Source organism: Candidatus Competibacteraceae bacterium (assembly GCA_016699715.1).
Lineage (GTDB): Bacteria > Pseudomonadota > Gammaproteobacteria > Competibacterales > Competibacteraceae > Competibacter.
The window spans coordinates 2,593,256-2,614,659 of record CP065007.1; the positions used below are offsets into that span (position 1 = coordinate 2,593,256).

Annotated in this window: 15 protein-coding genes; 6 read left to right on the top strand and 9 right to left on the bottom strand. The window is 62.2% G+C overall.

From position 1 onward, the window contains the following. Positions 1 to 53 precede the first annotated feature (53 nt). On the top strand, positions 54 to 533 hold the full coding sequence (gene rraA / locus IPM89_11645) for a ribonuclease E activity regulator RraA (protein QQS53523.1): 480 nt from the start codon (positions 54 to 56) through the stop codon (positions 531 to 533). Between the two features lie 105 nt (positions 534 to 638). On the opposite strand, the gene IPM89_11650 is transcribed toward rraA, so the two are convergent. From IPM89_11650 to IPM89_11670, 5 genes are all read right to left on the bottom strand, one after another. Next, positions 639 to 2,762, bottom strand: coding sequence for a PAS domain-containing protein (locus IPM89_11650; GenBank protein QQS53524.1), 2,124 nt, complete (start codon positions 2,760 to 2,762; stop codon positions 639 to 641). A gap of 45 nt (positions 2,763 to 2,807) precedes the next feature. Further along, on the bottom strand, positions 2,808 to 4,271 hold the full coding sequence (locus IPM89_11655) for a CBS domain-containing protein (GenBank protein ID QQS53525.1): 1,464 nt from the start codon (positions 4,269 to 4,271) through the stop codon (positions 2,808 to 2,810). A gap of 49 nt (positions 4,272 to 4,320) precedes the next feature. Then, on the bottom strand, positions 4,321 to 4,899 hold the full coding sequence (locus tag IPM89_11660; GenBank protein ID QQS53526.1) for a YIP1 family protein: 579 nt from the start codon (positions 4,897 to 4,899) through the stop codon (positions 4,321 to 4,323). A 65-nt stretch (positions 4,900 to 4,964) separates the two neighbouring features. Then, positions 4,965 to 7,127, bottom strand: a complete 2,163-nt coding sequence (locus IPM89_11665; protein ID QQS53527.1) for a cation acetate symporter — start codon at positions 7,125 to 7,127, stop codon at positions 4,965 to 4,967. Next, positions 7,124 to 7,420 (bottom strand): DUF4212 domain-containing protein, encoded by a 297-nt coding sequence (locus tag IPM89_11670; GenBank protein ID QQS53528.1) that lies wholly within the window; start codon positions 7,418 to 7,420, stop codon positions 7,124 to 7,126. The genes IPM89_11665 and IPM89_11670 overlap by 4 nt, the downstream gene beginning before the upstream one ends. A 330-nt stretch (positions 7,421 to 7,750) precedes the next feature. Between IPM89_11670 and IPM89_11675 the strand changes: the two genes are divergently transcribed. Beyond that, complete coding sequence (locus tag IPM89_11675) at positions 7,751 to 10,084, top strand: RNA-binding transcriptional accessory protein (GenBank protein QQS53529.1); 2,334 nt, start codon at positions 7,751 to 7,753, stop codon at positions 10,082 to 10,084. 37 nt (positions 10,085 to 10,121) lie between these two features. On the opposite strand, the gene IPM89_11680 is transcribed toward IPM89_11675, so the two are convergent. Then, complete coding sequence (locus IPM89_11680; protein ID QQS53530.1) at positions 10,122 to 10,412, bottom strand: hypothetical protein; 291 nt, start codon at positions 10,410 to 10,412, stop codon at positions 10,122 to 10,124. 108 nt (positions 10,413 to 10,520) lie between these two features. On the opposite strand from IPM89_11680, the gene IPM89_11685 reads away from it, so the two are divergent. Next, the gene (locus IPM89_11685) at positions 10,521 to 11,393 is read left to right on the top strand and encodes a translation initiation factor eIF-2B (protein ID QQS53531.1); all 873 of its coding nucleotides are present in this window, start codon (positions 10,521 to 10,523) and stop codon (positions 11,391 to 11,393) included. Positions 11,394 to 11,468: 75 nt separating this feature from the next. On the opposite strand, the gene acs is transcribed toward IPM89_11685, so the two are convergent. The 3 genes from acs to dksA all read right to left on the bottom strand — a co-directional run bounded on the left by acs (position 11,469) and on the right by dksA (position 14,965). Then, complete coding sequence (gene acs, locus IPM89_11690; protein ID QQS53532.1) at positions 11,469 to 13,406, bottom strand: acetate--CoA ligase; 1,938 nt, start codon at positions 13,404 to 13,406, stop codon at positions 11,469 to 11,471. An 89-nt stretch (positions 13,407 to 13,495) separates the two neighbouring features. After that, positions 13,496 to 14,500, bottom strand: coding sequence for a tRNA glutamyl-Q(34) synthetase GluQRS (gene gluQRS / locus IPM89_11695; protein ID QQS53533.1), 1,005 nt, complete (start codon positions 14,498 to 14,500; stop codon positions 13,496 to 13,498). Between the two features lie 39 nt (positions 14,501 to 14,539). Beyond that, positions 14,540 to 14,965, bottom strand: coding sequence for an RNA polymerase-binding protein DksA (gene dksA, locus IPM89_11700; protein ID QQS53534.1), 426 nt, complete (start codon positions 14,963 to 14,965; stop codon positions 14,540 to 14,542). Between the two features lie 623 nt (positions 14,966 to 15,588). Here dksA and IPM89_11705 point away from each other — a divergent pair. From IPM89_11705 to lpdA, 3 genes are all read left to right on the top strand, one after another. Beyond that, positions 15,589 to 18,420 (top strand): 2-oxoglutarate dehydrogenase E1 component, encoded by a 2,832-nt coding sequence (locus IPM89_11705; GenBank protein QQS53535.1) that lies wholly within the window; start codon positions 15,589 to 15,591, stop codon positions 18,418 to 18,420. Positions 18,421 to 18,470: 50 nt separating this feature from the next. Then, positions 18,471 to 19,748: a 2-oxoglutarate dehydrogenase complex dihydrolipoyllysine-residue succinyltransferase gene (odhB, locus tag IPM89_11710; protein QQS53536.1), complete on the top strand. Its 1,278-nt coding sequence runs from the start codon at positions 18,471 to 18,473 to the stop codon at positions 19,746 to 19,748. Positions 19,749 to 19,865: 117 nt separating this feature from the next. After that, positions 19,866 to 21,299, top strand: coding sequence for a dihydrolipoyl dehydrogenase (lpdA, locus tag IPM89_11715; protein ID QQS53537.1), 1,434 nt, complete (start codon positions 19,866 to 19,868; stop codon positions 21,297 to 21,299). Positions 21,300 to 21,404 lie beyond the last annotated feature (105 nt).

The following is a 21,404-nucleotide window of genomic DNA, read 5'->3' on the forward strand; positions in this document are numbered from 1 at the left end:
ATAAGTAGGGTAAACTTCAAAACCCCTGTTCCCAATCCGCGAGAGTAGCCCCCATGGACTTCAAGACGACCGACCTGTGCGATGAATTTTCCGATCGCCTGCAAATCGCCGAGCCGATCTTCGGCGATTACGGCGGCGAGGTGATGTTCTGTGGCCCCATCGTGACCCTGAAGGTGTTCGAGGATAATTCCCTGGTTCGCGCCGCGCTGAAAGAGCCGGGCGAAGGCCGGGTGTTGGTGGTGGACGGCGGCGGCTCGATACGCTGCGCGCTGCTGGGCGACCAGCTCGCCGAAATGGCCGAGGAAAACGACTGGGCCGGTGTGGTGGTGAACGGCGGCATCCGCGATTCCGCCGCCATCGCCGAAATCGGCATCGGCGTCAAGGCGCTGGGCGTGCATCCGCTCAAGAGCGTCAAACGCGGTATCGGCGAGCGGGATATTCCGGTGCGCTTTGCCGGCGTGACTTTCCTGCCGGGCCACTATGTCTACGCCGACGAGGATGGTTTGCTGGTGGCGGAAGAACCGTTGTTCTGAAATTTCCCTGGTTTGAGGATGATGGAGGGGAGGGCCGGCCGGTCCTCTCCTTCATTATTTTTTAGGGGCCGGTGGTGCCGTGGAATTGCCGTGGGCGGGTTGGGCTCAGAACTGCCGCTGTCGCGCTCGCACCTCGACGATGGTCGAGGCGGCGGCGACAGCCTGCCCCAGGGTCATGATTTCCATATCTTCCAGCAATTCCAACATGCGCACGAAGACCCCGGCGGTCACCAGAGCATCGCCCAGCGCGGTGTGGCGGCCCGATACCCGCACCCCGAAGCGCTCGGCGATGGCATCCAGACTATGTTCCAGCGCGTGGTCGTGGAGGAACACCGATAGCAGCAGGGTATCGAGCACCGGGTTATCGAAGACGACACCGCTTTCCGCTTCCTTCAACTTGAGAAACTTCAGGTCGAACGCGGCGTTGTGCGCGACCAGCACGGCATCGCCGGCGAACTGGCGAAACTGGGGCAACACCAGATGCGCGGGTGGCTTGCCCTGGACCATGTCGTCGGTGATGCCGTGGAAGCGGGTGGAGTCCTTGGGAACGAGACGGCCGGGATTGACCAGACGATCAAAAGTCTCACCGGTAAGAATGCGGCCATTGACGATGCGCACCCCGGCGATGGAAACGATCTCGTCGCCCTCCGAGGGCTTGAGCCCGGTGGTTTCCAGATCGAACACCACGTAATCGAGCGACTTGAGCGGCCGTTCGGCCAGATCGCCGCCCGGCGCCGTCTGCTGCAACAGGCTGAAATCGTAGAACTCCGGCCGCGGCGGCAGTTCACTGGCCATGTGCATGCCACGAGCCGGCGGCAGCGGCACCCGAACCCGGGCCCATCCATCGCCGGGGCGGTCGCTCCAGATCTCGCTCTGGTGATGGTCGAGCACGTCGCGCACGGTGAGGCCGCCAGGGGCACCTGGCAGGACAGCGTCCAGCCAGCCGTCGAGCACGGCCGCCGGCACTGGTTCGCCGCGCCAGACGGTGTCGATATAGATTTGGCGCGGCCCGGCCTCGGCGCCGATGTCGAAGACCTTGCCGCCGGTCTGGGCGCTGATGCGGCGGACCAGATACTCATGCAGCAGAATGACCGAATGGCTGTCGCCGTGCAGCCACTGCGGCAGGTGGACCACGGTGACCGCGATGTCCGAGGTTTCTTTCAGCCGCTGCGCCACCAACTCCAACAGAGTGGCGGACAGATCATCGCTCATCGGCCAGTAGCCGGTGATCACGTCGCGATACTCGTGGCACAGGCGGTTCACCGTCTCGCTCAGCGCGGTACTCTCCTTGAATACCACTTCATCGAAGGTGCGGTGCGCGGCCCTATCCATGTCCGGATTGGCGGCCTGCATCTCCGCCGCCGCGCGCAGGTTGGCGATCGGTGCCCGCAAACCCTCGGTGGCTTCGCGCAGCAGACGGTCGCGCTTGCCCAGCGCCGCCAGATCCTCGGTGATGTCGTTGAAGGTAATGACATAGCCGGTGGGCGATTCCTCAGTGCCGAGAATCAGGGTCATCTGGGCATGCAGGGTATGCTGGCTGTCGGTGGTGGCACAGACGAAGCGCGTGGTGATACCCATCGGGTGCTGGTGGTGGCGGCCTTCGGCCACACGCAGGCGCAGGCGGCGGAAGGCATTGGAAACCGGTTCGCGGGTTACCACGGTGAACAACGGGCGACCGAGCCCGAGTTCACCGGTGACGTGCAGGATTTTTAGAGCCAATTGATTGTACAGCAGCACCTGATTGTTGAGATTGCACACCACCACCCCTTCCTGTAAGTCCATCAGGATGGCTTCCAGCCGGCTTTTCTGCTCCTCGACCCGCGCGGTGGCGGTGGTCATGGCCTGAAGCAGTTCGCGGTGGTGGGCGGCGAGACGCCGGGTCAGTTCATTGACGGCCTGAAACAACGGCCCCAACTGGCTCGGTCCGGCGTACTGGATTTCATGATCGGGATTGGCGTGCAGGGTGGTGAGCAGGCCGCGGGTCAGGCTGGTCAGGGGCGCCGCCACCAGTTGATCGCAGAAAAACCAGGCGGCGGCGATTGCGGCGATCAGAAAGAAGCCGGCGACGGCCGCGTAGTGCATCAGATAGCTCCAGGGTTCGAAGCTCGCCGCCAGCTTGCCGCTCCGGACCAGCTCGGCGAATGCCAGCCACAGTGCGGTCGTGACCGCCGCCAGCGCGGTGAGAGTGATGGCGGCGAATACCAGCGCAAAAACAAGTCGCAGTTTCATGGATTCGTTGGGTTTCGTTGTTCAGGACGCCGGCACTGGCGCCGATCAGGACAGATGGCCGGCCAGCTCGGCACGGACTCGGTCACGTAACCGGTCAATAGCCTTCATGGCGTCCGCCAGATGTTCCTTGGCTCGCTTGGACAGACTATCGGGATGGACGAAGTAGGTGATTTTCCTGGCTGTGCGGAAATCAGCGATCTGCTGACTCAATAATAGATTGGTGATTTGGACGAAACTGCCTTTGAGATCTTCGCGTTCGGTGGCGTCAAGAATGCCGAGATTGTGCAGGGCATCGATCCGCGCTAGCGTCCCGGTTTGCTCCACGCCTTCACGGAGACTGAACAGCCGCGCGCCCTCCACCAAAGGCAGCAGGGCGTGATGCTTGAGGTTAATCTGGCCGCGATAATAGGGGTCTTCCTTTTCGGTGACGAAGCCGCCGAACAGCCCGAGACCAACATTGTGGTCGCTGGTTTCCTCGTACATCGCCCGTAAAAACGCGCGATCTTCGCGCAGCATCGTCGTGACATGGCCGCGCAGGCGACCCGCCAGTTCGTGGCGATGTCCCCACACCGGCTGGAAATCGAAAAAGATATCGGATAACTGGAGGGCGATCCGATTGCGCTTGCGTCCCCAGCCATCCAGTTGTCGGAACCACTGCGACAGGGTCTTGCGCCACATCGGATTGACCGCCATGCAATAACCGCGGCACAGCGGCAGGCCGACCGTGTCGAGGCTGGCGACCAGTCGGCTCGCCAGCTCCATGAAATAGCCGTCGATGCGGTTGTGCTCTTCGTCGGGGTAGTCCTCGATGATGAAACCATTGTCCTGGTCGGGGCCGATGAAATTCTCGCCCCGACCGCCCGAACCCATGACGATGACCGAGAAATCGACCGGCGGCTTGCCCCAGCCCTCGGCATCAAGACCGGCGATGCATAGATCGGTCACGCGTCGGTAGATGTCATTGTTGATATGGGTCAGCAGGGCTTGAATTTCGGGTGCCGGCAGACCGTCGTCCAGCAGTTCGGCGGCCAGTTCGACCTGGGCGGTCTTGACCTGTTTGAGCCCTTCGAGCGTGCCCTCGTGCGTGATCAAATCGATTTGCTGCACCATCTGTTCGGACGCCGCCGACAGGGCATCGTACAGATCGAGGATGCCGACCACGGTGTGGTTTTCGTCCAGCACCGGCAAGTGGCGCAGGTTGTAACGCCGCATCCGGCCGATGGCGTGGTAGAGATACTCGCCGGCGGGAATGGTCAACACCCGGCGGGTCATCACTTGATCGACGGGGGTTTCGGGAGGAACCTGGAACGCGATTCGCCGGGTCACGTCCTGTTCGGTGAGAAGACCGAGCAGGCGCCCGCTGGCGTCGGTGACGACCACGCTGGACAGGTGGTCGCCGAACATCTGCTGGACGGCTTCGGCACAGCTCGTGCCCGACAGCACCGTCGGCGGACGGTCGCGCATGAAGTCGCGAACCAGTTTGCTGAAAATCGCCGTTTGAGATCGCACCCCGCTCCCTCCGCAGCCGCCAAACGCGCCTGAATGGACGGCTAGGGTATCAAGCCAGACTCAGGATCGAAACCGAGAAGGCGGCGAATAGAGCAACGGCAAACAGGGCGCGGGTGGACGGGAAGTTTTGGGTGATGCGAAACACTTGGTAGAGACCTGCGAGAAACAAGGCCGCGCCGAAAACGGCCAGCGTTTGATAGATCAGTGGTATCGGTCCAGCAGAATGAGCAGTCGTGGTCGTCACGGCGACCGTGAACGCCACTGCTGGCAATGCCGGCAGGGTCAACGGCAATAAATAGCCGCCCGCCCGGTAGAGCAGACCTAGTTCACCCCGACCGCCTAATGCCTTGGCCATGAGCCAAGCCACCAGCATGATGCCGATATGGATCATGATTGTGATCAGAACACCGGGCAGAATGTTACCCAGCATCAGAACCCAGAACGGAATATTTGTGACCGGGATGCCTTTCAACTCGCCGCCGATAGAGCGTTGCAGCAGGGCGACCAGAATGCCGTAAATCACCCCGACCAGGATGATAAAGGCGCTGATCCAAAGTGGAGCGCGCCGATTTTCACAAGCGTGTATGCAAGCTTGTGGCTGTAGGAGAAAAATATCGAGAATAGGCAATTTCTACCCCCCACCCTAACCCTCCCCCACAAGGGGGGAGGGAATCTTAGGGAGAGTGTTAACGGCTACTGTTGACCAGAAGCCGGTTGAGCAGCCGGAGCCGATTCGGCCGCTGGGGCTTCGGCCGCTGGGGCTTCGGCCGCATTGGTTACTGCGTCGGTTGCCGCGTCTGCCGCATCGGCTGCCGCGTCCGCCGCATCGGTTGTTGCATCGGCTGCCGCGTCCGCCGCATCGGCTGCCGCGTCTGCCGCATCGGTTGCCGCATCGGCTGCCGCGTCTGCCGCATCGGCTGCCGCGTCGGTTGCCGCGTCCGCCGCATCGGTTGTTGCATCGGCTGCCGCGTCTGCCGCATTGCTTGCTGCGTCGGCTGCTGTTCCTGCTGCTGCTTTTACGGCTTCTGTTGCATCAGTTGCGGCTTTTGCTGCTGCATCTACCACCGGCGCCGGGGCGGCTGGCGCGGCAGCGGCCGGCGCTTCCACTGGCTTGGCGTAAGTCGGATCAGGCATGGCTGACCAGATCATGAGCGCCAAGGCAAGGGCAGCGGTCACCAAAGCGAAGGTGTTGCTGCTATAGCGTTTGGAATCATAGTTCTGCCAACCGTGAATACGATCGATCTCACGCAGTACCTTCTCGTTCTTTTCGCCACCGGTTAGCAGGCTGACGACGACAATCGTGAACCAGGCCGCCGACATGGTGAAGATACCGGTGACCAAATGCACGATGGGTCCCGCGTCAATCAGCGTGAAATCGCCCAGTTTGCCCTTGCTGAAAAACAGGACGCCGGACAGGATACCACCGACGAGCAGACCGGCGATCGCGCCCGCTTTGTTGGCGCCTTTCCACCAGATGCCGAGAACCAGCACCGGGGTGAAGGTCGAGGCCGCTACGATAAAGGCCCAGATCACGCTGGTTAGCAGAAAATCCGGGGGATTGAGTGCCAGACCGATGGTGGCCAGGCCACCCAGCGCGGTGAAGATGTAACCCATCTTGACCTTGCTCTTATCCTCGGCTTTTGGGTTGATCGTTTCGTAGATGTCGCTGCCGAGGCCAGAGCCAATCACCATCAGCAGACCACCGATGGTCGAAAAACCCGCTGCCAGCGCACCAGCCACCGGCATCGCCGCGATCCAGCCCGGCGTCAACGCCTGACTCATCACGACGATCAGCAGGTCCGCCTCTTTCGCCTGGATTTGCAGACCTTGGGCATTCAACTCATTCACGGTGTAGAGCTTGGCGGCGAAGCCGATGGCAAAGGTGGTGAAAAACACCAGGCCAACGAAGAAGGTGCCCCATAAGGTTGACATCTTGGCGTCGCGAATCGAAGGCGCCGTAAAATAGCGCATGGCGATATGCGGCAAGCCCATGGTCCCGCAGGCAATAGAGAAGAACACGCCACAATAGAACTTGAAACTCATCGGCACGGTGCCGTTCACGGTGAGGAACGGATTAAAATAGGAGGCCATGACCTCATTCATCTGCGGCACCAGGTCAGCGTAGCCGAACGGTGGGAAGAAGCTGGCCGGACCGGCGCCGATCTTCAGCAGGATGATCACCGCCGGTACGTACAGCGCAATGATCATGATGATGGCCTGCAAGGTCTGGTTGTAGGACAGGCCGTACATGCCGCCGATGGTGACGTAAGCCGTGACGACCAGGCCACCGACGATCAATCCGGTCGTGTAATCCCAGTGGAACATCACCTGGAAGACGTTGCCGACACCTTTCATCTGGCCAATCAAATAGAGCTGGGCCAGGAAGATCATGCAGATCACGGCAACCACCTTGGCGGTCCGCCCGAAGCGCTCGCCGATAAACTGCATGCTGGTAAACTTGCCCCAACGGCGCAATGCGGGCGCCAGCGCAACCGAAATCAATACGAAGCCGCCGGTGAAGCTCATCACCAGCGCCACGACGTAATACTGCATCTTCCACAGCAGGGCGGTAAAACCCAGGAAGGTGGCCAGACTCATGTAGTTGGAACTCATGGCCAAGCCGTTCGCGAGCGGGCCAATACTGCGGCCCGCGGTAAAGTAATCGTCGCTGGACGCAACCCGTTTCTTCGACAGCCAACCGACATAGAGGAAGGAGCCGATCATCAGCAGGGTGTAGATGATGCCGAGCGTCGAGACCGTTGCTGACGGTTCGAAGACGTAGTACTTGGGTTCCTCAGCTTGCGCAAGAGCCAGCGCGGGCAGGAACAGGGCTATCAGCGCTAGAAACCGGCTCATGGGTTGCCTCCTGGCGAGCTGTCCGCTGCTCCGCTGCTGGAATCGTTGATTTCCTGGTCAACTTTTTCGCTGATCTGGATGTAGATCCAGAAAACCGGGATCAGCACCAGCCAGCCGATGACAATGGTCAGCCAGTAGTCGGCTGGAAACCCAAAGATCGTCATCTTGTTCAGTTCGGGGAACAAGAAATACATGGGGAAAATGTGGGTCATCAAGGTGACCACCACAAAAGCAATCAGTGTCGTTCGACACTGTTTTTTATAGGCATCATGCATTCGCTCGTCATTCGTCATTCGCTTTTCCTCACGAGGTTATTGTCATGTTTTTGTCGCATTGCGGCGCTCCGAGGCTGACCGTTTTGCCCCACTTGGATGCGCCCACCAACACAGAATAGAACGAAAAATGTATATTTTGACCCGAATGTTTCTTAAATCCGCCGTTGGTGGCGGAGATTGCCCCTCTGTGCCGCATCGATTCTGGATGGATCTGGGGATGGACCCACGCCCGCGCGACGCCAGCAGGGCCGCCGAGAGGATCTGCGCCAAAGCGAACTCTTGAAAGCAGAGCGGCGATGTCTTACAAGTGCTTCGCCTCCCACCACACAGAGCCAACGATTCATCCCCATGACCCTTGTCGCCACTCTCGCCCGCGAACTCGCCGTCCGGGAAAGCCAGATCGAAGCCGCCGTCACCCTGCTGGATGGCGGCGCCACCGTGCCCTTCGTCGCCCGCTACCGCAAGGAAGCCACCGGTGGGCTGGACGATACCCAACTGCGCCTGCTGGAAGAACGGCTCGGCTACCTGCGGGAGTTGGAGGACCGGCGCGGCGTCATCCTGACCAGCATCCGTGAACAGGGGCAATTGAGCGCTGAACTGGAAACCGCCCTCCTCGCCGCCGACACCAAGACCCGGCTGGAGGACCTGTATCTACCTTACAAGCCCAAGCGCCGCACCAAGGCGCAAATCGCCCGCGAAGCCGGACTGGCGCCGCTGGCTCACGGCCTGCTGGCCGACCCCACACAGACGCCCGAGCAGGTTGCCGCTGGCTTCGTGGATGTCGAGCGTGGCGTGGCCGATGTCAAGGCGGCATTGGATGGGGCACGGCAGATTCTGATGGAGGAGTTCGCCGAGAGCGCCGAATTGCTGGCCGAGTTGCGCGAGTATCTATGGGACAACGCGGTGCTGCATTCGCAACTGCTTGAAGGCAAGACTGAGGAAGGCGCCAAGTTTCGCGACTACTTCGACTACCGGGAAGCGCTCCGGCAGGTTCCCTCTCATCGCGCCCTGGCGTTGTTCCGGGGCCGCAATGAAGGGATATTGCAGATGACGCTGGAAATCGGCGATCCCGAAGCCCCTGGACCCGACCCCGGCGAGCGGCGGGTCGCCGCTCATTTTGGCATTCGTGACGAGGGCCGGCCCGCCGATGGCTGGCTGCGAGAAACCACTCGCTGGGCCTGGAAGGTTAAGCTGCTGTCGCATCTGGAGACCGAATTGAAGCAACGCGTGCGCGAAGCCGCCGAGGAAGAGGCAATTCGAGTATTCGCCAGTAATTTGCGCGATCTGCTGCTGGCCGCGCCGGCCGGTGCCCGGCCGACCTTGGGGCTGGACCCCGGACTGCGCACCGGGGTCAAGGTGGCGGTGGTGGACGTCACCGGCAAGTTGGTGGATACCGCGACCATTTATCCCCATGCCCCGCGCAAGCAGTGGGACGAGAGCCTGCACGCGCTGGCGGAACTGTGCCGCCGGCACAAGGTGGAGTTGCTCAGCATCGGCAACGGCACCGCCTCGCGCGAAACCGACCGATTGGCGACCGAGTTGATGCAACGCCATCCCGAACTGCGTCTGCAAAAACTGATGGTGTCGGAAGCCGGGGCTTCGGTCTATTCCGCCTCGGAGCTGGCGGCGCGGGAGTTTCCCGAGGTGGACGTGTCCTTGCGCGGGGCGGTGTCCATCGCCCGCCGCCTGCAAGACCCGTTGGCGGAGCTGGTCAAGATTGAACCGAAAGCCATTGGCGTGGGCCAGTATCAACACGACGTCGGACAAACCCGGCTGGCACGGAGCCTGGATGCGGTGGTCGAGGATTGCGTCAACGCGGTCGGCGTGGACGTGAATACCGCCTCGGCGCCGTTGTTGGCGCGGGTGGCCGGGCTGAACGCGGCGCTGGCCCGCAACATCGTCGAGCATCGCGACGCCAACGGCCCGTTCCGGCGGCGGGAACAGTTGCTGAAAATTTCCCGGTTGGGCGACAAAACCTTCGAACAGGCCGCCGGTTTTCTGCGGATTCTCAATGGCGACAATCCGCTGGACCGTTCCGCCGTCCACCCGGAAGCCTATCCGCTGGTCGAACGCATCCTCGCCGGCAGCGGGCGTGGCTTGCACGAGGTGCTGGGCAACGCCGCCTTTCTCAAGACGCTGGAGCCGGCCCGCTTTACCGATGAGCGCTTTGGCTTGCCGACCGTGCGCGACATTCTGGCGGAACTGGAAAAACCGGGGCGCGATCCCCGGCCCGAGTTCAAGACCGCCACGTTCCAGGAGGGTGTGGAAAAGCTGGCCGATTTACAGCCGGGGATGGTGCTGGAAGGGGTGGTGACCAATGTTGCCAACTTCGGCGCGTTCATCGATATCGGTGTGCATCAGGACGGGCTGGCACATGTGTCGGCGCTGGCGGACCGCTTTGTAAAAGATCCGCGCGAGGTGGTCAAGGTCGGTCAGGTGGTGAAGGTCAAGGTGTTGGAGGTGGATCTGGAGCGACGGCGCATCGCCCTGACCCTGCGCCTGAGTCAACCGCTTGCCGGCGAGCAGGATCGCCAGGTACCCGCCGCCGCGCCGCCCGCCGCCCGCGAGCGGAATCGGCCGCGCAAGGACCGCTCCAGCGGTCGCGACCGTCAGGAGCCGCCGCCGGAAAATCGTCCGGGTGCCTTGGCCGAGGCGTTTGCCCGCGCGCGACGGGACAAGTGACGCCGGTGGTGAACCGCCGGCGCGGCGAGGCTGGCGCTCAGTCTTCCCGGTCGGCGAGCAGGTCGTTCTCGTCGCTGAACTCTTCGTCCTTGTCGTAGCCCAGGTCGTCCGGCTCGATTTCATCGTAGGGGCCGGACCAGTCTTCCGGCGCTTCGATGGTCTCCAGTGGCAGCTCGTACCAGATGTCCAGATCCATCTCTTCCAATTCGCCGTCGAAGTACTGGATTTCGACCGTCTGCGCGTCTTCGTCCAGAGCAACGACTTCGAAATCGTTGCCGGTATCCTCGTTGTGGTACCAATTGCCGATGATGGGATCAACATCGCTCATAACCGGTCTCCTGCTGAAATCGGGAAGTGGGCGGGCCGCCGGTGGGGGCGGCGTTGTCATATCCTGGTAGCGACCAGTGATCATTTATTATCTCTTTAATTCTTAACGATGAACCACTCGCAATTCAACCGTGAAATCGCGGAAATTCGCAATGATCGCATTCACGGCGCCAGCGAGTTGGCTCGCCGTTGCCTGGCGATCCTGGCGGAGGCGGCGAAGACGCTGCCGGCCGCCGACTGTGACGAATTCCGGCAACGCTTGCTGGCCTTGGCCGCCGAACTGGCGGCAATCCGACCGAGCATGGCACCGATCGGCAATCTGCTGCGGCGCTGGCGGGAGCGGATCGGTACGGCCAACGGGGATTTGGAACGGCTCCGCCGGCTGGCCACCGAGCACGCGGCGGCGCTGATCGCCCTGTCGCGCCAAGCAGTGACCGACTGCGCCGCCCACGCGGCCCGTTGGTTCGGTCCCGGTCGTACCTTGATGACTCACAGTCTCAGCTCGACGGTGCTCGAAACCTGTCGTTTGCTCAGGAACCAGGACTTGCGAATGATCGTCACCGAATCGCGGCCACTGGCCGAGGGACGGCGGATGGTGGAGCGGCTCTCGGCCTGGAACGTACCGACCATTTACATCACCGACGCCCAGATGGGCCTGTTCGTTGCCCACGCCGATGGCGTGCTGGTCGGCGCCGACAGCCTATTGGCCGACGGTTCGGCCATCAACAAGGTTGGAACTATGTTGCTGGCGCTGGCGGCGCGCGAATGCGGCGTGCCCTTCCACGTTTGCTGCGAGAGTTTCAAACAGCGCGCCGAGGATGAATCACCGCCGGAACTGGAGGAAATGGCGTCCGCCGAACTGGCAGTGCCGGCATGGTCTGGTGTCAGCGTGCGCAACGTGTATTTTGACATCACTCCGGCGCGACTGATCGATGTCTGGATCAGCGAAACGGGAGTGCGTCAGGCCGTCGCGGCGCCATAAAAAAACCCGGCCATCTCGGTGAGACGGCCGGGTTCAGGGTTACCACGGGATCGTTGTTGTTATCCCGACAGATTGTTATTTGACCGCGCGGTTATCGACCAGGTCGGTGACCACGTTCGGATCGGCCAGGGTCGAGGTGTCACCCAACGCATCCACTTCGTTGGCGGCGATCTTGCGCAAAATGCGGCGCATGATCTTGCCGGAACGGGTCTTGGGCAGGCCGGGTGCCCACTGGAGTGCATCCGGCGAGGCGATGGGACCGATTTCCTTGCGGACGTGAGCGATCAGTTCCTTGCGCAGCGCCTCGGTCGGTTCGATGCCCATCTTGAGGGTGACGTAGGCATAGATACCCTGACCCTTGATGTCGTGCGGGAAGCCGACCACCGCTGCCTCGGCGACCGCCGGATGCAGCACCAGCGCCGATTCGACCTCGGCGGTGCCCATGCGGTGACCGGAAACATTGATGACATCGTCCACTCGGCCGGTGATCCAGTAGTACCCGTCCTCGTCGCGACGCGCGCCGTCACCGGTGAAGTACAAACCCTTGTACATCGAAAAATAGGTTTCGATGAAACGCGGGTGATCGCCGTACACGGTGCGCATCATTCCCGGCCAGGGCCGGGTGATGACCAGGTTGCCGTCGGTGGCGCCTTCCAGGAACTGGCCCTCGGCATCCACCAGGGCGGGGGTTACACCGAAGAACGGCCGGGTGGCGGAGCCGGGCTTCAGGGCGGTGGCGCCCGGCAGCGGAGTGATCAGGATGCCGCCGGTTTCGGTCTGCCACCAGGTATCGACGATCGGGCAGCGGCCGTCACCGACATTGTGGTAGTACCACTCCCAGGCTTCGGGGTTGATCGGCTCGCCCACGGAGCCCAGCAGGCGTAGCGACTTGCGCGAGGTGGCCTTGACCGGTGCTTCGCCCTCGCGCATCAGCGAGCGGATGGCGGTCGGCGCGGTGTAGAAGATGTTGACCTGGTGCTTGTCGACCACCTGCCAGAACCGGCCGGCGTCCGGGAAGGTCGGGATGCCTTCGAACATGACGGTGGTGGCGCCGTTGGCCAGGGGGCCATAGACGATGTAGGAGTGGCCAGTCACCCAGCCCACATCGGCGGTGCACCAGTAGATGTCGCCGTCGTGATAGTCGAAGATGTACTTGTGGGTGATCGCGGTGTGCAGCAGGTAGCCGCCGGTGGTGTGCAGCACGCCCTTGGGCTTGCCGGTGGAGCCGGAGGTGTAGAGGATGAACAGCGGATCCTCGGCATCCATGTGCTCTGGGGGGCAGTCGGTGGACGCGGTGGCCATCACGTCGTGATACCACACGTCGCGGCCTTCGACCCAGGCAATATTGCCGCCAGTACGCTTAACCACCACCATCTTCTGGACGCTGGGCGTATTCTGCAACGCCTTGTCCGCGTTGGCTTTCATCGGCACTTGGCGCCCGCCGCGCAGACCTTCGTCGGAAGTGACGACCACGTTGCACTCGGCATCGACGATGCGGTCCTTCAGCGAATCCGGCGAGAAACCGCCGAACACGATGGAATGGACAGCGCCGATGCGGGTGCAGGCCAGCATGGCGACCGCGGTTTCGGGGATCATCGGCATGTAGATGCAGACCCGGTCACCCTTCTTGACGCCCAAGCCCTTCAGGGCATTGGCGAACTTGCAAACATCCTCGTGCAGTTGCTTGTAGGTGATTTTTTGGTCTTCGTTGGGGCTGTCGCCCTCCCAGATAATGGCGATTTGGTCACCGCGGGTCGCCAGGTGGCGATCCAGGCAGTTATGGCTGACGTTGATCTTGCCGCCCTCGAACCAACGAATATGTCCCTTGGTGAAATCCCAGTCCAGCACCTTATCCCAGGGTTTGTACCAGGACAGAAACTGTTGGGCTTGTTCCGCCCAGAACCCTTCCGGATCATCGATCGAGCGCTTGTACATTTCCAGGTATTGATCGTTGTTGATCCAGGCGTGCGCGGCGACTTCGGCGGGTACTGGATAGACCTTGGCTTCAGACATTATCGTGTTGCTCCTTTGGTGGGATGGGGTTGTGATATCAGCGGCGACGGGCGGAGGGCGGCAAGCGCCACGCCAGGGGTCGTTTGATTTTATCGCTCTAAGTCTAGAAGCTCGGCTGTCTGAGTCAATCCATCCGGCGCGGGTCCGCGCGCGCCCTGGAGGTCCCAGCGGCGCGCCGGTATCGCCGGCACCCGTTCCAGTCGCCAATGAGTGCGCGCCCAAGCCAGAATCGCCGCCGGTGGTTCTCCATTTAGCTCGAGTGGCGGGTTTTGGCCGAGAAAACACAGCGCGGCCATGAGGGCCAATCCCGGTCTATCGAGATCGAGCGGCGTCGCGCCGGTTTGCTTGCCGAGCTTGTGGCCGTGTCGGTCAACGGCGACCGGCAGGTGGGCATAGGCGGGTGTGGGCAGGCCCAGCAGGATTTGCAGATAGATCTGTCGAGGGGTGGAATCCAGCAAGTCGCCGCCACGCACGATCTGGGTAATGCCTTGAGCCGCGTCGTCCACCACGACCGCCAGTTGGTAGGCGAACAGACCATCGGCGCGACGGATGACGAAATCGCCTACCTCCCGCTCCAGGTCTTGCTCGTAAGGACCCCGTAGACCGTCTTGGAACGCCAGCGGCGTGTCGGTCACGCGCAAGCGGATGGCGGCGGGGCGGCCCGGTTGGTGGATGCCGCCGCGGCAATGGCCGGGGTAAATCGGACTGCCGTCGCGAGCGTGGCTGGCGTGGGCGGCCAATTCTCGCCGGGTGCAGGTGCAGGGATAGGCCAGCCCGGCTTGCGACAACCGCTCCAGCGCCACCTGATAGCAATCCCGGCGTTGGCTCTGATACCACACCGGCCCGTCCCAGTGCAGGCCGTGGCGGTCCAGGGCGCGCAGGATGGCATCAGTGGCGCCCGGCGCGCTGCGGGGCATATCCACGTCTTCGATGCGCAACAACCACTCCCCACCGTAACGCCGGGCCTCCAGGAAACTGGCGAGCGCGGCGACCAGGGAGCCAAAATGGAGCGGTCCGGTCGGGGATGGCGCGAAACGGCCGCGTGCTGGACCATCCCCTATTGACCGGGGGCTTGCGTCAAGCAACCGCCGCATGAGTGAAGCGCGAGGTCAGCCGAACGATACCGTGCGCGGCTAGCCTTGTTTTTCGCGGATTTCTTCCAGCATCTTGCAGTCGATGCACAAGGTGGCGGTCGGACGAGCCTGCATGCGCGGCAGCCCGATCTCCACGCCGCAAGCCTCGCAATAACCGTAATCGCCGCTTTCGATTTGAGCCAGGGCCTCGTTGATTTTCTTGAGCAGCTTGCGTTCCCGGTCGCGGGTGCGCAATTCCAGGCTGAATTCCTCTTCCTGAGTAGCGCGGTCGTTGGGATCGGGAAACGCGGTAGACTCGTCCCGCATGTGGTTGACCGTGCGGCTCACCTCCTCCAGCAGACCTTGCTTCCAGTCTTGGAGAACTTGGCGAAAGTAAGTCCGTTGAGCATCGCCCATATAAGCCTCGCCTTCGGCGGGCTGGTAGGACACGGGCGCTCCCTGCGCGATCGGATTGGTAGCGACCATCGCGATTCCCTCCTGAATGGAACCAGACCGGCGCGGCGGAAACAGCCGTTATCGATCTCCGCCACGATACTGGCACCGGCGACTCGCGATGCCATCGATTGAAAATGTACAGCAGCCTTGTTGCCATAGCAAAAGTTATGGAAGAAAGGCCTGAACAAAAGTTATGGAAGAAAGGCCTGTCGCCGGCCGCGGAGCATGGGCTCATCGAGGTTTGATCGTGCTTGTGGAGGCATGAATTGGAACAACCAATCACGGGTTTATCCGCGTCCGCGCCATCGTTATAATCGCCTTGTCCTTAAGACTACCCACACCTCTGGATATCCACCATGCTTTCCGCCCGGCGTATCCCGTCATTCGCCACCATGAGTATGGTTGTATCATTGACGGGTCGGCCAGGAAAATGGTTGAGGCCGAAATTGAGAATGATTGGAACAACCGACGCGGCTGCGCGCGGTGGTGTCCTGCCCGACATCTTCCCTGTTCCCGGTACGGCCAAGGCGCCGCCACGGCTCGGCGGAGACGCGCCGCGCGGCCCGCCCGTCCATCCACTGCGCTCCAGGAAAAACCGCCCCAAATCGGATGTTATTGGGGTCCTTACAATACCCGGGAGTTAACAACCATCAATGAGCACACTTATCGAGCAGTTTCGCCAAAGTTCACCCCTGTTCGGCGGTAACGCGGCGTTCATCGAGGAACTGTACGAAAGTTTCCTGAGCGACCCGGAATCGGTCAGCGAGAACTGGCGGCAGTATTTTCGTAACCTGCAGTCGCAGACCCAGGGTGCCCACGACGTCGCGCACGGCCCGATCCGCGATTCTTTCGCTCACCTGGCGTTGCAGCCGCGGGCCGGCGTGGGGCGCATGCAGGCGTTCAGCCCCGCCGCCGCCGAAAAGCAGGCTTCGGTGTTGCGCATCATCAACGCCTATCGCACTCGCGGCCACAAAGCCGCCGATCTCGACCCACTGCGCCTGCGCGACCGACCACCGGTACCGGAATTGGAGCCCGGCTACCATGGTCTCAGCGAGGCCGATATGGACTCGTTGTTCAATACCGGTTCGTTAATGGCACCCTCGCAGTGGTCGTTGCGCGAGATTCTCGACCTGATCCGCGATGTGTACGTCGGCACCATCGGTTCCGAATACATGCACATCAACGACACCGCCGAGAAGCGCTGGATTCAGAAGCGGCTGGAGGGGCGGCGCGCCCGGCTCGATCTCGAAGCCGGGCAGCGTCGGGAGTTGCTGCGCTGGCTGGTGGCCGCCGAAGGGCTGGAGCGCTATCTGCACACCCGCTACGTCGGCCAGAAGCGCTTCTCGCTGGAAGGCGGCGATAGCCTGATCCCGATGATGGACGAGATCGTCCAGTTGGCGGGCGCCCAGGGCGTGCGGGAGATCGTGATCGGCATGGCCCATCGCGGTCGCCTCAACGTGCTGGTCAACATTATCGGCAAGGCCCCCAGCGAGCTGTTCGAGGAGTTCGAGGGCAAGCGGCGAGTGGCCGAGAGCAGCACCGGCGATGTCAAGTACCACATGGGGTTCTCCTCGGATGTCGAAACGCCCGGCGGCCCGGTACATCTGGCCCTGGCCTTCAACCCCTCGCACCTGGAGATCGCCAATCCGGTGGTCGAGGGCTCGGTGCGCGCCCGCATGGAGCGCCGTCGCCCGCCCGGCGCGGAATTCCCACCCCTGAACGCCGTGATGCCGCTGTTGATCCACGGTGACGCCGCTTTCGCCGGCCAGGGCGTCAACATGGAAACCCTTCAGTTCTCGCAGGTACGCGGCTACCGCACCGGCGGTACCGTGCACATCGTCGTCAACAACCAGATCGGTTTTACCACCAGCAACCCGCTGGATACCCGTTCGGCGCTGTACTGCACCGATGTGGCCAAGATGGTGCAGGCGCCGATCTTTCATGTGAACGGTGACGATCCCGAGGCGGTGCTGTTCGTGACCCGGTTGGCGCTCGAGTACCGGATGACCTTCAACAAGGATGTGGTCATCGACATGATCTGCTACCGCCGACTCGGTCACAACGAGGCCGACGAACCGGCCGCCACCCAGCCGATGATGTACAAGAAGATCCGGGCACGCAAAACCACGGCTACCTTGTACGCCGAGCAGTTGATTGCCGAAGGCGTGATCGCCGAGGCCGAATTTCACGACATGCAGACCAAGTACCGCGACGACCTCGACGCCGGCCATCAGGTGTCGCGGCCGACGCAGCCCCATGTCAAGGGACCGCATTCCGTGGATTGGTCGGCGTTCAAGAACGAGGACTGGAGCCTTCCGGCCGACACCGCCGTGTCGTTGGAGACCCTCCGCGAACTGTCCGAGCAGTTGCTGAAGGTACCCGAAGGCTTCGAAATGCACCCGCGCGTGGCCAAGATCATGGACGACCGCCGCAAGATGGCCGCCGGTGCCCTGCCGCTGGATTGGGGCTTTGCCGAAAATCTGGCCTACGCCGCTGTGCTCAAGCAAGGCTATCAGGTGCGCATTTCCGGCCAGGACTGCGGTCGCGGCACCTTTTTTCACCGCCATTCGGTGCTGCACAACCAGAAGGACGGCAGCAGCTACACGCCGCTGGCCAACCTGTATCCGGGTCAGCCGACCTTTTTCGTGATCGATTCCATCCTGTCCGAGGAAGCGGTGCTGGGTTTCGAATACGGCTACACCACCGCCGAACCCAACGGGTTGGTGATCTGGGAGGGCCAGTTCGGCGATTTCGCCAATGGCGCGCAGGTGGTGATCGATCAGTTCATTTCTTCCGGCCAGACCAAGTGGGGCCGGTTGTGCGGGCTGGTGATGCTGCTGCCGCATGGTTTCGAAGGCCAGGGTCCCGAGCACTCCTCGGCCCGGCTGGAACGCTACCTGCAATTGTGCGCCGAGAACAACATGCAGGTGGTGGTGCCGTCAACCCCGGCCCAGTGTTTCCACATGTTGCGCCGGCAAATGCTGCGCCCGTTCCGCAAGCCGTTGATCGTGATGAGCCCAAAGAGCTTGCTGCGGCACCGATTGGCGGTGAACAGCCTGGAGGATCTGACCGAGGGTTGTTTCCAGGAGATCATCGGCGAGTTCGATCCTCACGAGCCGTCGCAGGTCACCCGGCTGGTGTTCTGCAGCGGCAAGGTCTATTACGATTTGCTGGAAGCGCGCCGCGAGCGGAAGCTGGAGCATGTCGCCATCATCCGCATCGAGCAGCTCTATCCGTTCCCGCAGACGCCCTACAGCCAGCAACTGGAGCGTTATCCCAACGTTACCGACATCGTCTGGTGTCAGGAAGAACCCAAGAACCAGGGCGCCTGGTATCAAAGCCTGCATCACCTGGAACGGGGCCTGCGGTCGGGCCAGAAGCTCCATTACGCCGGTCGCGAACCTTCGGCATCGCCGGCGGTGGGTTACTACAGCGTCCACGTCGAACAGCAGCAAACGCTCGTCAACCAGGCCCTGGGCCAATAACCACCATGGCTTAGCCTAAAAAAACCCGGAACCCAAGGGAAACAAATACAATGACCCTAGAAGTGAAAGTCCCCACTCTGCCTGAATCCGTCTCCGACGGCACGTTGGTTAACTGGAAGAAACAGCCGGGACAACCGGTGCGGCGGGGTGAAAACCTCGTGGATTTGGAGACCGATAAGGTCGTGCTGGACATTCCCGCTCCAGCGGATGGCGTACTGGGCCAGATCCTGCGGCAGGAAGGCGACATCGTGACCACCGGCGAGGTGATCGCCACGCTGGAAGAAGGTGCCGCCCAGCCCGCGGCCGAAGCGCCCGCCGCCCCCGCTCCGGCCGCCGCCGCCCCCGCCCCCGCCGCCTCGGCGCCCGCGGCAACGATGGAAGTGGACCTGGAAGGTTTGAGCCCGGCGGTGCGTCGCCTGGCCGCCGAGCAGGGATTGGATGTCGCTAAGATTGCGGGCAGCGGGCGCGGCGGGCGTGTGACCAAGGCCGATGTGCTGGCCTACATTGAGGCGCAAAAGCAAGGCCAGCCAGCCCCCATCGCCGCCGCGCCGGTTTCCGCGCCGGTTTCCGCGCCGGTTTCCGCGCCGGTTTCCGCGCCGGCCGCGCCGCTGCCACCCGACGCCCTCGGTCGACTGGAACAGCGCGTGCCGATGACTCGGTTGCGTGCCCGGATCGCCGAACGACTGCTGATGGCCAAGAACAGCACCGCCATGTTGACGACGTTCAACGAAATCAACATGAAGCCGGTGATGGATCTGCGCAGCCGCTACAAGGATCAGTTCGAAAAAACTCACAATGTCCGTTTGGGCTTCATGGGTTTCTTCGTCAAAGCGGTGATCGAGGCACTCAAGCGCTATCCGGCGGTGAACGGCTCGATCGACGGCAACGATGTTATTTACCACGGCTACTACGATATCGGCATCGCGGTGTCTTCGCCGCGCGGTCTGGTGGTGCCGATTCTGCGCGACGCCGACCAGATGAGCTTGGCCGATATCGAGAAAGCGATCGGCGAGTTTGGTCAGAAAGCGAAAGAGGGGACCTTGACCGTCGAGGATATGACTGGCGGCACCTTTACCATCACCAACGGCGGCGTGTTCGGCTCGCTGATGTCCACGCCGATCCTCAACCCGCCGCAAAGCGGCATTCTCGGCATGCACGCCACCAAGGACCGGCCGGTGGCGGAGAACGGTCAAGTCGTGATCCGGCCGATGATGTACGTGGCCCACTCCTATGATCACCGCATCATCGACGGGCGCGAAGCCGTGACTTTTCTGGTCACCGTCAAGGAGTGCATCGAGGACCCGGCCCGTCTGGTCCTGAACGTCTGACATGGGAAAAGGACAGGTATCGGGGTCAATGCGCGGCCTTGGGCGTATCCCCCCGTTTCCTGTCCCTCATTCCCTATTCCCTATTCCCTATTCCCTGTTCGCTGATAGGTACAAGCAATGGCAAAGACTTACGATGTGGTCGTCATCGGAGGCGGTCCCGCCGGCTACGTGGCGGCGATCCGCTGCGCGCAGCTCGGTCTGGAGACCGCCTGTGTGGAGAAGTGGATTAATTTCAAGGGCGATCCCGCTCTGGGTGGCACCTGCCTGAACGTGGGCTGCATCCCGTCCAAGACCTTGCTCGAATCCTCCGAACAGTACCATCACCTTAAGGAAGGCATCGATAGCCACGGTATCCACATCGAAGGCGTCAGGCTGGACCTCGACCGAATGATGGCGCGCAAGGAAGACATCGTGCTGCAGTTGACCAACGGCATTGGCGCCCTGTTCAAGGCCAACGGTGTCGAATGGTTGCAGGGTCACGGCAAGCTGCTGGCCGACCGGCAGGTGGAAATCACCCACCGCGACGGTTCGACCGACGTGGTGAACGCCGACAATGTGATTATTGCCACCGGTTCCGTGCCGATCGAGATCGGCGCCGCTCCGGTGGACAACGCTGAAAGCGTCATCGTGGATTCGACCGGTGCCCTGGATTTCCGCCAGGTGCCCAAAACCCTGGGCGTGATCGGTGCCGGCGTGATCGGTCTGGAACTGGGTAGCGTGTGGAATCGCCTGGGCGCCAAGGTCGTCATGCTGGAGGCGGTCGAGGATTTTCTGGCCCTGGCTGACCAGCAGATCGCCCGCGACGCACTGCGCCAGTTCAAGAAGCAGGGCCTGGACATCCGGCTCGGCACCCGCGTGATCGCCACCGAGAAAACCGGGGACGGTGTCAAGGTCCACTTCAAGGACAAGGACGGCGAGCACGAGATCACGGTCGAGAAACTGCTGGTGTCGGTGGGCCGGCGGCCAAACACCGACGATGTCGCCGCCCCCGAGTCGGATCTGCTGTTCGGCGAGCGGGGTTTCATCCACGTCGGCGAACACTGCGAGACCAACCTGCCGGGCGTGTACGCCATCGGTGACGTGGTGCGCGGGCCGATGCTGGCCCACAAGGGCTCGGAAGAAGGCGTCATGGTGGCCGAGATTATCGCCGGCCAGCACGGCCACCTGAACTACGACGCCATTCCCTGGGTAATTTACACCGATCCGGAGATCGCCTGGGTCGGCAAGACCGAGCAGGCGCTCAAGACCGAAGGCATCCCCTACAAGATCGGTACCTTCCCGTTCGCTGCCAACGGTCGCGCCAAGGCGATGGATGCCGCCGTCGGCATGGTCAAGATGCTGGCCCATGCGGAAACCGATACGCTGCTGGGTTGCCATATCATGGGTCCCTACGCCTCCGAGTTGATCCAGGAAGCGGTGCTGGCGATGGAGTTTAACGCCAGCAGCGAGGATTTGGCCCGGACCATCCATGGTCACCCGACCCTGTACGAAGCGATGCACGAGGCGGCACTGTCCGTCCATGGCCGCGCCCTGCACAAGATCAATACCTGAACTTTTTGCGGGAGTGGGGCAAAGGGCGCGTACATCGCGCCCTTTTTCGTGGTTCGTCGAAAGCCGTGGCGATTCCTTCGGGTCGGCGGGCTTGGCGATCCGATA

What these genes read in the sequence shown, in the direction of transcription:
- rraA (QQS53523.1), top strand. Translation starts at nt 54, where the DNA reads ATGGACTTCAAGACGACCGACCTGTGCGATGAATTTTCCGATCGCCTG.
- IPM89_11650 (QQS53524.1), bottom strand. Translation starts at nt 2,762, where the DNA reads ATGAAACTGCGACTTGTTTTTGCGCTGGTATTCGCCGCCATCACTCTC.
- IPM89_11665 (QQS53527.1), bottom strand. Translation starts at nt 7,127, where the DNA reads ATGAGCCGGTTTCTAGCGCTGATAGCCCTGTTCCTGCCCGCGCTGGCT.
- IPM89_11670 (QQS53528.1), bottom strand. Translation starts at nt 7,420, where the DNA reads ATGACGAATGACGAGCGAATGCATGATGCCTATAAAAAACAGTGTCGA.
- IPM89_11675 (QQS53529.1), top strand. Translation starts at nt 7,751, where the DNA reads ATGACCCTTGTCGCCACTCTCGCCCGCGAACTCGCCGTCCGGGAAAGC.
- IPM89_11680 (QQS53530.1), bottom strand. Translation starts at nt 10,412, where the DNA reads ATGAGCGATGTTGATCCCATCATCGGCAATTGGTACCACAACGAGGAT.
- IPM89_11685 (QQS53531.1), top strand. Translation starts at nt 10,521, where the DNA reads ATGAACCACTCGCAATTCAACCGTGAAATCGCGGAAATTCGCAATGAT.
- acs (QQS53532.1), bottom strand. Translation starts at nt 13,406, where the DNA reads ATGTCTGAAGCCAAGGTCTATCCAGTACCCGCCGAAGTCGCCGCGCAC.
- gluQRS (QQS53533.1), bottom strand. Translation starts at nt 14,500, where the DNA reads ATGCGGCGGTTGCTTGACGCAAGCCCCCGGTCAATAGGGGATGGTCCA.
- dksA (QQS53534.1), bottom strand. Translation starts at nt 14,965, where the DNA reads ATGGTCGCTACCAATCCGATCGCGCAGGGAGCGCCCGTGTCCTACCAG.
- IPM89_11705 (QQS53535.1), top strand. Translation starts at nt 15,589, where the DNA reads ATGAGCACACTTATCGAGCAGTTTCGCCAAAGTTCACCCCTGTTCGGC.
- odhB (QQS53536.1), top strand. Translation starts at nt 18,471, where the DNA reads ATGACCCTAGAAGTGAAAGTCCCCACTCTGCCTGAATCCGTCTCCGAC.
- lpdA (QQS53537.1), top strand. Translation starts at nt 19,866, where the DNA reads ATGGCAAAGACTTACGATGTGGTCGTCATCGGAGGCGGTCCCGCCGGC.